The organism is Ruegeria sp. CDSC002, assembly GCF_059610905.1.
The window spans coordinates 171,297-183,740 of record NZ_JBXWOM010000002.1; the positions used below are offsets into that span (position 1 = coordinate 171,297).

Annotated in this window: 9 protein-coding genes; 3 read left to right on the forward strand and 6 right to left on the reverse strand. The window is 59.7% G+C overall.

The genetic code is table 11. From position 1 onward, the window contains the following. Window positions 1-3: 3 nt before the first annotated feature. From AC2FJE_RS04935 to AC2FJE_RS04950, 4 genes are read right to left on the reverse strand one after another with little or no spacing between them, the layout of a single operon-like run. Window positions 4-2,043, reverse strand: coding sequence for a hypothetical protein (locus tag AC2FJE_RS04935; protein WP_496755404.1), 2,040 nt, complete (start codon window positions 2,041-2,043; stop codon window positions 4-6). Next, a complete protein-coding gene (locus AC2FJE_RS04940) occupies window positions 2,040-4,802 on the reverse strand; it encodes a DUF4159 domain-containing protein (RefSeq protein ID WP_496760707.1) in 2,763 nt (920 codons plus the stop codon). Before AC2FJE_RS04940 ends, AC2FJE_RS04935 begins: the two co-directional genes overlap by 4 nt. Continuing rightward, window positions 4,799-5,674: a DUF58 domain-containing protein gene (locus AC2FJE_RS04945; RefSeq protein WP_496755406.1), complete on the reverse strand. Its 876-nt coding sequence runs from the start codon at window positions 5,672-5,674 to the stop codon at window positions 4,799-4,801. Before AC2FJE_RS04945 ends, AC2FJE_RS04940 begins: the two co-directional genes overlap by 4 nt. Then, window positions 5,671-6,678 (reverse strand): AAA family ATPase, encoded by a 1,008-nt coding sequence (locus AC2FJE_RS04950; protein WP_496755407.1) that lies wholly within the window; start codon window positions 6,676-6,678, stop codon window positions 5,671-5,673. The genes AC2FJE_RS04945 and AC2FJE_RS04950 overlap by 4 nt, the downstream gene beginning before the upstream one ends. Window positions 6,679-6,742: 64 nt before the next feature. Here AC2FJE_RS04950 and AC2FJE_RS04955 point away from each other — a divergent pair, with 64 nt between their 5' ends. Next, window positions 6,743-7,321, forward strand: a complete 579-nt coding sequence (locus tag AC2FJE_RS04955) for a DUF1285 domain-containing protein (protein WP_199913491.1) — start codon at window positions 6,743-6,745, stop codon at window positions 7,319-7,321. On the opposite strand, the gene AC2FJE_RS04960 is transcribed toward AC2FJE_RS04955, so the two are convergent. Next, a complete protein-coding gene (locus AC2FJE_RS04960; protein ID WP_496755408.1) occupies window positions 7,318-8,262 on the reverse strand; it encodes a DMT family transporter in 945 nt (314 codons plus the stop codon). The genes AC2FJE_RS04955 and AC2FJE_RS04960 overlap by 4 nt on opposite strands. A gap of 175 nt (window positions 8,263-8,437) precedes the next feature. Between AC2FJE_RS04960 and AC2FJE_RS04965 the strand changes: the two genes are divergently transcribed. Together AC2FJE_RS04965 and AC2FJE_RS04970 are read left to right on the forward strand one after the other, a co-directional pair. After that, window positions 8,438-9,187, forward strand: a complete 750-nt coding sequence (locus tag AC2FJE_RS04965) for a hydroxypyruvate isomerase family protein (protein WP_496755409.1) — start codon at window positions 8,438-8,440, stop codon at window positions 9,185-9,187. 79 nt (window positions 9,188-9,266) lie between these two features. Further along, entirely contained in the window at window positions 9,267-9,497 is a 231-nt protein-coding gene (locus AC2FJE_RS04970) for a DUF2798 domain-containing protein (RefSeq protein WP_282170127.1), read from the forward strand. Between the two features lie 58 nt (window positions 9,498-9,555). Here the strand turns inward: AC2FJE_RS04970 and polA are convergent, their stop codons facing one another. Continuing rightward, complete coding sequence (polA, locus tag AC2FJE_RS04975) at window positions 9,556-12,354, reverse strand: DNA polymerase I (protein WP_496755410.1); 2,799 nt, start codon at window positions 12,352-12,354, stop codon at window positions 9,556-9,558. Between the last annotated feature and the right edge of the window lie 90 nt (window positions 12,355-12,444).

Consider the following 12,444-nt stretch of genomic DNA (forward strand, 5'->3'; position numbering starts at 1 on the left):
CTGTCACCGCCCCTCGCGCAGCCAGCCCGCCAAAAGGAACCCGCCCGCCAGCAGCAATACAAGCCAAGGTGGCAATAGCCCGGCCTGCGTCACGTCACGTGTTTCATAGGCGTTGCGCGGGGTCAGACCGATCCATCCGCGCCCTGATGCGGGACGCCCGGCACGTACGTTGCGGATCGACGGCAAACCCTCCTCCAAACGTACCGTACCGCCGCGCAATTCTGCCGTCACAGGTTCCAGTACCTCGGCCGTTGCGATCGTGCGTTCGAATTCCTTGGGGGCAGCAGGGCCCAGCCCGATGACGGTGGATTGTTCCCCTTCCTGCAGGCGGTAGAGGCCAATTTCCGGCCCGAAATACTGTGCTTCGAACCGCCCTGGAGAGACCTCATCGAGGGTAATCTCGACCGTTTCGCCGTTCGGACGAGTTATGGTTACCGGCCCGACCTCATCCCCCAGCGTTTGACGGATGATGCGCATCACCTGACCATTGGCCTCAGCCCACAGAGCCTCTTCCTCAAGCTCCGGCTCTTTCATCATCCAATGCGCCAACCTGCGCAGTAATTCCAGCTGCGGTCCGCCGCCTTCGAATCCCCGGCTCCACAACCAGGCATGGTCCGAGGCCAGCAGCGCTACGCGCCCTTCGCCAACACGGTTGAGCACCAACAGGGGCCGGTCATCCACGCCCGTCATCAACACCTCACCCGTGCGGTGATTGACGTCGATCTGGCGCAGCCAAGCACCCCAATTATCCGAGTCGCCCAGGTCGGTCGTGACCGGATGGCGATGCCCCAGGTCGGTGACCATCGGCACATAGCGCTCCTCGATCACCCGCGCAGTGGGTTGCGCGGGTAGGATCGGTGCCAGGGGTGAGCGGAAGATACTGTCGGCGCTGGCGAAATCCGGTCCGGCGGCAACAAGAACGGCACCACCCTCGTTGATATAGTTGGTGACATTGTCCAGATAGATCGCAGGCAGGATGCCGCGCCGCTTGTAGCGGTCAAAGATGATCAGGTCGAAATCGTTGATCTTTTCCAGAAACAGCTCGCGCGTCGGGAAGGCGATCAGCGAAAGCTCATCCACCGGCACCCCGTCCTGCTTTTCAGGGGGGCGCAGAATGGTGAAATGCACCAGATCCACAGAACTGTCGGATTTCAGCAGGTTGCGCCATGTTCGCCCGCCCGGATGCGGCTCTCCGGACACCAGCAACACGCGCAGCCGGTCGCGGACTCCGTTCATCTGGATCAGCGCCGTGTTGTTGCGATCGGTCAGTTCGCCCTCAGCCTCTGGCACGGTGAACTGAATCACGTTGCGCCCGCCATGGGGCAGCGTGATCGGCAGCTCGACATCAACACCAATGGGAATCGTGAATTGTTCGGCTTCGGCCCCGTCGACCGAAATTTCGAGCGGCGCGGTCGAGGCCCCAGTGGGTGCTGCACCGCTATCCTCAACCCTTAGAGTCAAGGTAACGGGTTCATCAATAATGGCAAAGGCAGGCGCATTGCGGACGATCAGACGGCGATCCCAATCCGTTTTGCGCCCTGTCTGCAAAAGATGCATGGGCGCGGGCAGGTCGGGGGCCTGATCGGCATCATGCACGATGCCGTCCGACACCACCAAAATGCCCGCGATCCGCGCGCGTGGTTCTTCGGCCAACGCTTCGTTCAGCGCCGCCATGACTTGGGTGCCTTCGTCCCCGTCTCCGTCGCCTACGCGAATGCGGCGCAGTTCCGTATTGTCACGGGATTCAATCGCGGCCGCCAATTCCTTTGTGGCCTGTGCAGTCTGATCCGCCCGGTCCGAAAGGGTCTGACTGGCGCTTTCATCCTCGATCATCAGAACGATATCGGTCAGCGGCGCGCGATCCTCGACCTGATAGACCGGACCTGACAGCGCAGCGATCACAACCAGCGCCGCCAAACCGCGCAAAGCCCAGCCAGACAGACCGCGCCACAGGGCCAGAACAACCCCAGCGACAGCAATCGCCACTACGATGGCGAGAATGGGCCAAGGGATCAGCGGATCGAAGATGACGGTTCCTGTCATTGTCCCAACCTGTCCAGCAAGGCAGGCACGTGCACCTGATCTGATTTGTAGTTCCCGGTCAGCACATGCATCACCAGATTGACACCAAAGCGGTTTGCAAGCTCACGCTGCCGCTCACCTGCATACCCGCGGCCAACCGGCAGCAGTGCCTGACCGTTGCGATCAATGGCCCAGGCCGCACCCCAGTCATTGCCGCCGATCACCACTGGCGTCACGTTATCATTGAGGTTGCGGAACGGCATGCCTTCGATCTGTTCGGCATCCATGGGTGCGGCCTCGACCCACACTTCGGTGCCCGCGTAGCGACCCGGAAAATCCTGCAGCAGGTAGAAGGCACGGGTCAGGACATGGTCACGCGGGACAGGCTCTAACGAAGGGATATTCAGCGGAGCCGCAATCTGTTGCAACTTGCGCCCATTCGGGCTGGAGGCCCCGAAGCGGGCTACATCCGCGTCTCGCGTGTCGAACAGAATCATTCCGCCCGAACGCAGGTAAGCGTTGAGCTTGGTATAAGCCTCAGCCGACGGTTGCGGCTGGTCAGGTGAGATCGGCCAATAAAGCAACGGGAAAAACGCCAACTCGTCCCGTTCCAGATCCACGCCAATGGGTTCAGCAGGTTCTACCGACGTTCGGAAAAACAACGTCTGAGCCAATCCCCGCATTCCTGCAGCCGCAATATCGTCAACCTGTTGATCACTCGTCAGAACATGCGCCAGAACCAGTTCCTGTGTGGCGCTCAACGCGAAATCTGTACCTTCGGGCGTTTGCGCCTGTACTTCGGGCACCAGCAAAATCGCCCCCAGTGCGACAGCCGCCGCCCTGGCAAGACCCAGGCGACCGGACAACGCCAGCGAGGCGATGACGTCGATCGTCAGTAACAACAATGCAAGGCTCAGCAGGATACCCCCAATGGGTGTTTCGGTGCTGACCTCCTGGCCCTTTATCGGAACATCCGACGGCCAGACAACTGGGCTGAGAACCGTTTCATCGGTCAGAACATTGCGTGCCAATTTCTGTTTGCCGCTTTCGTAAAGGCCGGGTCGCAGATCGGGACCGATCTGACCGGTCACAAGTTCAACACCATCGACGCCCGGTAGATTTCCGGCATCAAACAGAACACCAAAGCCATCCATAACTTGGATCGGTTCCCACGTGGTGCCTTGCAACTGTGACTCCTGCCGTGATTTCGCCGCTGACGAAACCGCCAGCCGGTCCAGCATTTCAACAAAAAGCCCAGACAAGGGAAGGCTGGACCATTCCGCATCCGCCGTGACATGGAACAGTACCACCTGCCCCAAACCCAACGCTTTGCGGGTCACCAACGGCGTACCATCCGAAAGTGAGGCAATCACCCGGTCCGCCAAATTAGGGTCTGGTTGCGCCATGACTTGCGTGGTCACTGTGACATCTTCCGGCACCTGAAGTCCGTAGAAGGGCGAGTTCTCCGGGAAAGGTGCCAGCCCTTTGGCTTCGCCCCAGCTCATCGCGCCACCGACCGAGCGTCCGCCGCTGCGCAGGCGCACCGGCAAAAGGGTGTCCTCGGCATCCCGGCCAAGATCGCTGGCCGCCATCCGCGGACCGGCAAAGCGCAGCAGCAAACCGCCCTGTTCCACCCATTCGACCAGCGCCGCTTGTTCGGACCCGGCCAGTTTCGCCACATCGGCCAGCACGATCACATCGGGATTGGCGGGCAGGACTTCCAGCAATCCGCCATCGACGAAGTCCGCCGTAGGGGTCAGAACTTGAGTCAGGTAATGCAAAGGCGACAACAGCTCTAACCCTTCGCGGTTCAGCGATCCGGCAATCAGGGCGACTTCGCGCCGCCGCAAGCTATCGTCGGTCAGCGTGACGGCCCCTGCCGAACGCTCACCCTGAATCTCGAACCGGGTGATGCGCGCGCGCAGTTCGGAAGGCAGCGACAGTTCTACCTGCGTCTGTGTCTCACCGCTGGCAAACTCCATCTCGGCCGATTGCAGAACACGCATTGCACCGGCGGGGTCACGCCCCTGAGCCAGAATCGTGATGCGATCTGCAGGACCGGGTTCCGCCCGTTGCGCGGACAATTGAATAACCCCGTCCTGATATGTAGCAGGCAGAATCGCAACCGCAGGCGACGGGGCCTGATAGACTGTCACATCACCGCGCGCGCGCAGGGCAGCCAAAATCGCCTCATGCCCCTCGTAGGTCAGGCGGTCGCTGAACCAATGGGTATCAAACCCTCCGTCCACCTGATCCATGGCAGCCAGCGCCATTTCGACTTGCGCCCGGGTCGGTTGCCACGGTGTCGGGGTCAGCCCGGGTAAACGGCCGCGCCATGCTTCGGCGGCTTGGAAAACGGGGGCTTCAGGTTCGGTCAGGCGCAGGATGGCCACGGTACGACCCGCGCGCCCGGCCTCGGTCAGCTGCACATCGATCTGATCCAGCGTCGTTGACCAGCGGGTCGCCCCGGCCCAGCTGGCATCCAGCACCAGCAGCAACGGACCCGAGCCTGCCTGATCGCGCGAGGGGTTCAGGACCGGTCCGGCCAATCCAATGATAATCGCCGCGGCCGCCAGCATGCGCAGCAACAGCAGCCACCATGGGGTGCGGTCAGAAACGCTTTCGTCATCCCTCAACCCCAGCAGAAGTGTCACGGCCGGGAACAACCGACGGATCGGCGCGGGTGGCACGGCACGCAAGATCAGCCACAGGATCGGCAGGGTCAAAAGACCCATCAACACCCACGGTGCGGTAAAGCCAATGCCCGCCAGAATCGTCATCCCGTACCCCCATCGAGCGCACGATAGAGCCACAACAAAGCTGCTTGCGCACTGTCATTGGTGTGATGCAGCCCCAGTTGCCACCCCGTCGCACGGCACAGCCGTGTCAGCGCATCCTTACGCTTGGCAAGCCGTTCCAGATACCGCTCACGCAGATCTCCGGCCTTTAGGGTTTCATGGCGAACGGAACCGCCGACGCTTTCAAAGATCGTACGACCGCGATAGGGAAAGGTCTCTTCTCCGGGATCAAGAACCTGCAGCACCAAGCCTCGCACCCCACGGTCGGCGGCTTTGGTGAGGGCCAGTTCAACCTCATCCAGTGGACCAAGGAAATCGGAAATGAAAACAGCGCGGGCATGCGGGATCATGGCGCGGTGTTCTGGTGGCGCATAATCGTTTTCGGCGTCTTCGGACCACGCTTCGGCCAGTCGGATGATCTGAGCGTTGCCGCGCCGTGGCGGCAGGGTCGTGCCGGTCAGGCCGACGCGCTCACCCCCGCGTACTAGCAGGATCGCGGTTGCCAGCCCCAGCAGGCGGGCGCGGTCGGCCTTAGTGGACAGGTTCTTGTCGGACGAAAACCGCATCGACGCGCCCTGATCGACCCACAGCATCACCGATTGCGCAATCTGCCACTCACGTTCGCGAACAAATTGCTGATCCCCCCGGGCAGAGCGCCGATGGTCGATCATACGGCGGCTGTCACCGATCTGAGCAGGGCGATATTGCCAGAAGTCATCACCAAGCCCCGAGCGGCGGCGGCCGTGGTCGCCCAGCAGAACGGTTCCGGCCAATTGCTCAGCCCGTGCCAACAACGGCGGCAGCCGGGACGCCTCGGCCTCAGATCTTTCTCGAAGGGTCAGCGCCGCATTCACGCCGCAGCCTCGGTGCGGACAAGACCGGCGGCAGTAGAGTCGATTAGGTCAGCCAAACTGTCACCGCGCGCCCGCGCCGCAAAGTTCAACGCCATCCGGTGGCTGAGCACCGGACGCGCCATGTCCAGCACATCCTCGGAATTTGGGGCCAAACGCCCCTGCAGCATCGCCCGGGCGCGCACCGTCATCATGAGTGCCTGCGCCGCACGGGGACCGGGGCCCCAGGCGACGGTTTCAGCCACCCGTTCGGAAACACCCGCCTCTTCGGGGCGGAAGGCGCGGACAAGATCGAGGATCAGTTCCACAACAGAGTCCCCGACCGGCATACGGCGCAACAGGGTCTGAGCGGCCAACAGCTCTTCCTTGCTGAAAATCTCGTGCGCTTCGTCCTCTTCCACGCCAGTCGTGGCCAGAAGAATATCGCGCTCGGTCTGGCGATCGGGATAATCCACGTCAATTCGAACCAAGAAACGGTCCAGCTGCGCCTCGGGCAGTGGATAAGTACCCTCTTGCTCGATCGGGTTTTGCGTCGCCAATACATGGAATGGTTCACCCAGATCGCGGTCTTCGCCAGCCACAGTCACAGTGCGTTCCTGCATCGCCTGCAACAGCGCTGACTGAGTCCGGGGGCTGGCCCGGTTGATTTCGTCCGCCATCAGCAGCTGACAGAAGATCGGACCGGAAATAAAGCGAAAGTGGCGGCTGCCATCCTCGGCTGTGTCCAGAACCTCGGACCCCAGAATATCGGCGGGCATCAGGTCGGGTGTGAACTGGATGCGGTTACCGTGCAGACCCATCACGGTCGACAGCGTTTCAACCAGCCGCGTCTTGCCAAGCCCAGGCAGGCCGATCAGCAGGGCGTGCCCACCGCACAACAGCGCGGTCAGCGTCAGGTCCACGACCCTTTCCTGTCCGATAAAGCGACGGGTGATCGAGGCCTTGGCCTCTTGCAGTTTAATTTCCAGCGCTTCGATCTCGGACACGAGTTCGGCAGGTTCGGTCATGACTTTCCCTTCCGTGGACTATTATGGTTGAAGTGTATCGCGCGAAAAGGAAATGGCAAAAGCAATGAGCGGACAAAAACCTGTGACCCCCTCTCCGGATGGGCTGGCGGCCTCGGTCAAAGCGGCCAAAACCAGGGGTTTACCCCCTGTTCACCTGTGGAATCCTCCGTTTTGCGGCGATCTGGACATCCATATCGCAAAAGATGGGTCTTGGACTTATTTAGGGTCGCCGATCAACCGGTTCGAGCTTGTGAAGCTTTTTTCCTCAATTCTTAAGAAAGAAGACGGGAAATACTACCTTGTGACGCCGGTGGAAAAGGTGGGAATCACTGTCGAGGATGCGCCCTTTGTGGCCGTGGATTTTGACGCGACAGGCGAGGGTCAGGCCCAAGTACTGACATTTACGACCCGTGTTGGTGATACCGCGATAGCTGGTCCTGATCACCCGATCCGGATTGTCATCGATCCCGAAACAGATGAGCCATCACCTTACGTATTGGTTCGCGCAAATCTTGAGGCGCGCATAGATCGCAAAAGCTTTTATCGTCTTGTGGACATCGCAACGCACAAAGACGGCTGGTTTGGCGTCTGGTCCGGTGGGCAGTTTTTCCCGCTTGTCCGGTCGGACAGCCTGACCGACTAGGCCGGTTTTGCGACCCGACGATCCTGTGCCAGAACAACAGCCATTGCCACGACCCCTGCGCCCAGCGCACGGGTCCAGTTCCACTCTTCGCCCAACACCAGCATGATCAGCATCACGTAGAAAGGGGCGACATTGATGTGAAAGGACGAAAGCGCGACGCCCAGTTTGCCAATCGATGCAACAAACAGGATCTGGCTGAGCGCCATGGAAATCAGCGAATAGATCGCCAGCATTCCAATTTGGCGCGAGTCTATAGAAATGGACGGCACGATATCCATGCCCAGATGATGTGCGCCGGCCATCAGGATGGTTGCCATGAAGAACCCACCAACAAATGTGACTGCTGCGCGCCCGGTCTGGCTTAATTCGGGGAAATCTCGCGAGGTTGCCTGGCTTCCCCAGCAAAACAATGCTGTCGCCGCAACGGCACAGGCCGCGCCCAAACCCAACTGTGCCGGGGCCACCGCGCTGGTGGCGATCAATCCGCCCACTACCGAGATCAGAACCCCAACAGCAAAATTCCACTTGAGTCGCCGAGTACCAGACGCAAGTTCCAGTAGCGTTGCAATCAATGGCGCGCATGAGGCAATGATGGCCGTTGTGACCGGGTCCGTCAGTTTTTGCGCCACGATCAGCAGAAACATCCCCAGACCGATGCCAAACCCGCCGACAACAAACGCATGTCCCCAACGGGCGCGCAGAACCCGTTCCGGGCCATCTATCATGACCCAGATCGGGAGTAGAAACGCAACAGCCATGGCCATGCGCGCAACCAACAGCGCAACTGGCGGCCATGTCTGCAACAGCACCTCGGCCGCCGGAAACCCAGCCGCCCACGTCAGCATGGATGCCACTGCCAAGCCGTTGCCGGACAAGGCCGAATTTTGCCCGGCAGACGCAGAAAGGGCGTTCCCGCGCGCGGGGTCTGGGCTCATCGCCATTATGTTCGAACCTTTTGTTGGCACGGCGTTCTGAAATGATTCGCCGCGTTGCCCCGACCCTCGCTGATTCAGTCAGGCCGATCTGGTCGAATTTCGACAAACTGTCGTTTTCAGTCTCTTTCGTTAAAATCGCCTCGCGGATAAGGTCAGCGCACCAGCTAACCAAAGGCCTCCGATGCCAAAATTCGCCGCCAATATCTCTCTGCTCTTTGCCGAGCTTCCCTACCTGGACCGGTTTCAGGCCGCAGCAGAGGCTGGGTTCAAGGCGGTTGAAATTCTGTTCCCCTACGAACTGGCCGCCAAAGAGACACACCGCGCGTTGCTGGCCAACGGATTGAATCTGGTGCTGATCAATGCGCCCCCACCCAATTACACCGGCGGCGATCCCGGTTATGCCGCTGTTCCCGGTGGTGAAGACCGGTTCCAGTCGGATATCCGCCGCGTTTTGCGCTATGCTCAGGTTCTGCGCCCGGGGCTGATCCACATCATGTCAGGCTATTCCTCGGGACCGGACGCGTTTGAATGCATGGTGCACAACCTGCAATGGGCGGCCGACCTTGCACCACAACAACAATTCACGATTGAACCGCTCAACCCCGTGTCTCAGCCCGATTACTTCCTCAACGATTACAACCTGGCTGCTGACATCCTGGATCGTGTGGATCGCCCGAATGTCGGCCTGCAATATGACAGCTTTCACGCCCATATGATCCACGGAGATGCGCTGCAGGTTTGGGAACAGTTTCATCCAAGGGTCGTACATGCCCAGGTCGGGGCCGCCCCGGACCGCTCTGAACCGGGACGCGGCCCGACGGATTTCTCTCAGCTTTTTAACGCTATGACGGCGTCGGGATATTCCGGTTGGGTTAGCGCCGAATACACACCGTCAACATCCAGAACCGTGCATTCACTGGGCTGGATGTGACGCCAGATACCCTATTCCGTCTGGCAATCAGGGCGAAAATATCTAAAACCGGGGCATCGCGACTTTAAGGATGCCCGAAATGATCCCTGCCCGCTTGGCCCACGCTGTATTCGGACTGATCATGTCCGGCCTCATGTCCTGTATCGTCACTGGCATCGCCACGGTCAAAGCTGTCGGTTTCGGACCGTCCACATTTGGTGACTGGATGAGTTCCTGGGCTTTTTGCTGGCCCATCGCCTTCGCCGTCATCCTGACCCTTGGACCAACAGTAAAACGTATGGTCGAGGGCTGGGTCAGACCGCAGGGCTGACCCGCTGCGAAGAGGGCCTGCCGGGCCTGATGAGCAGCGCCGCCCGCTTGATGAATTTCTAGTGCGCCTCAGCCCAGTTGGCGCCTTGCCCGGCATCCACGCTCAGCTTCACATCCAGCTTCACAGCTGGATCAGATGCGCCTTCCATCACGTCGCGTGCGACATCGATCAAAGGGTCCACCGCATCCTCGGCGACTTCGAACAGCAATTCGTCATGCACCTGCAGCAGCATTTTTGCAGGCAATCCGTTGATCGCATCCGGCATCCGCACCATCGCTCGTCGGATCACATCTGCCGCAGTTCCCTGAATCGGCGCGTTGATTGCTGCGCGGCGCGAGAAACCGGCATGCGGACCCTTGGCATTGATTTCAGGCGTGTGGATTTTGCGACCAAACAGCGTCTGCACATAGCCATGTTCTTTGGCAAAAGCGACGGTGTCGTCCATGTAGCGACGAATACCCGGGAAGCGTTCGAAATAGCGATCGATGAACCCCTGCGCCTCGGCCCGTGGAATGCGCAGGTTGCGCGCCAGACCAAAGCCCGAAATGCCATAGATCACACCAAAGTTGATCGCCTTGGCCTGACGGCGGATATCCGGCGTCATCTCGTCCAGCGGCACATCGAACATCTCGGACGCGGTCATGGCGTGAATGTCCAGCCCGTCGGAAAACGCCTGTTTCAGAGCCGAAATATCAGCGATATGCGCCAGAATGCGCAGCTCGATCTGGCTGTAGTCGAGGCTGACCAGCACATTGCCCGGCTCGGCGATAAACGCCTCGCGTATACGGCGACCTTCCTCGGTGCGCACGGGGATGTTTTGCAGATTCGGATCGGTCGAGGCCAAACGCCCGGTGTTGGCTCCGGTGATTGAATAAGACGTATGCACCCGGCCGGTGTCGGGATTGATATGGGTTTGCAGCGCGTCGGTGTAGGTCGATTTCAGCTTTGACAGCTGCCGCCAATCCAGCACGCGACGCGGCAATTCATGCTCGGTCGCGAGGTCTTCAAGAATATCAGCCCCGGTCGAATATTTCCCGGTTTTCCCCTTTTTGCCACCTTCCAGACCCATCTTGTCGAACAGAATCTCACCCAGTTGAGCGGGGGAACCGACGTTGAAGTTCTCGCCGGCCAACTCGTGGATTTCAGCCTCTAATCCAGCCATTTTCTGGGCAAAAGCATTGGACATCCGGCTCAGCACATCGCGGTCGACCTTGATGCCGTGCATTTCCATCTCGGCCAAAACCGGCACCAATGGACGTTCGAGCGTCTCATATACCGTTGTCACCTGCACCTGATGCAGTTGCGGTTTGAACAGCTTCCACAGGCGCAGAGTTATATCGGCATCTTCAGCCGCATAGGCGGTCGCCTCATCAATCGGCACCTTGTCGAAAGTGATCGCCGATTTACCCGAACCCAGCAGCGGTTTGATCGGGATCGGCGTGTGGTTCAGATAGCGTTCGGACAAGGTATCCATCCCATGCCCATGCTCGCCGCCATGCATCGCGTAGGACATCAGCATTGTGTCATCGATTGGCGCAACATTCACGCCATAGCGGGCGAAAATCTTGGCGTCATACTTCATGTTCTGCCCGATCTTCAGGATCGAAGGATCCTCTAGCATCGGTTTCAGCAGCTTCAGAGCCTCATTTATGGGCATTTGCCCCTCGGCCAGCGCGTCTGAACCGAACAGATCGTCGCTGGCGCTTTCGCGGTGGATCAGCGGGATGTAACACGCCTCGCCCGGCTCAACTGACAGAGAGATGCCGACCAGATCAGCTATCATTTCATTCAGGCCAGTGGTTTCCGTATCCACGGCGATCCAGCCGCGCTCATACGCCTGATCGATCCATTTTTGCAGCGCACCCGCATCCCGTACGCATTCATATTTTGACGCATCAAAGGGGATAGCTTCAGCTTCGACCACCTCAGCAGCCGGCGCAGGCGCATCGGCAATCGCTGGCGCTTCGGCACCCAACTTGTCCGCGATCCGTTTAGTGAGCGTGCGAAACTCCATATCTGCCAGAAAACCCAGCAAGGTGTCAGGTTCGGGATCTTTCACCTCAAGATCGTCCAGCGTGAAATCCAGCGGTGTGTTCTCGTCCAGTTGCACCAGTTTCTTCGACAGCTCGATCTGGTCGCGCTTTTCGATCAGAGTCTGGCGGCGCTTGGGCTGTTTGATCTCTTCCGCTCGGTCCAGCAGTGTTTCCAGATCACCGTATTCGTTGATCAGCAGGGCGGCCGTCTTGACCCCAATGCCTGGAGCCCCGGGAACGTTATCGACGCTGTCGCCCGCCAGTGCCTGCACATCAACCACACGTTCAGGGCCAACGCCGAATTTCTCAATCACACCATCGCGGTCGATGCGCTTGTTCTTCATCGCATCCAGCATTTCGACACCGCCGCCAACCAGCTGCATCAGGTCCTTGTCCGAGCTTACGATTGTCACACGCCCGCCCGCTTCACGCGCCTGCACAGCAAGGGTTGCGATGATGTCGTCGGCCTCGTACCCTTCCAACTCTTTGCAAGCGATGTTGAAGGCTTTCGTTGCTTCGCGTGTCAGGGGCATCTGCGGGCGCAGGTCCTCGGGCATCGCTTCGCGGTTGGCCTTGTAGAGGTCATACATATCGTTGCGGAACGTGTGCGAGCCTTTGTCGAAGATCACCGCCACATGGGTCGGTGCGTCCGGGCCAGCGTTCCCTTCAACATATTTCTGCAACATGTTGCAAAAGCCAGAAACTGCGCCAATCGGCAGTCCGTCCGATTTTCGTGTAAGCGGCGGCAGCGCGTGGTAGGCCCTGAAAATAAAGGCCGATCCGTCAATCAGATGCAGGTGACACCCTTTTCCGAAATTGCTCATGCGCGCGCTCCGTTCTGGTTGGAAACGGTTCTGCCACAGGCCCGCGCGGGTGGCCAGCAAAGAAGGTGGTCAATCCACACAAGAGGCCGG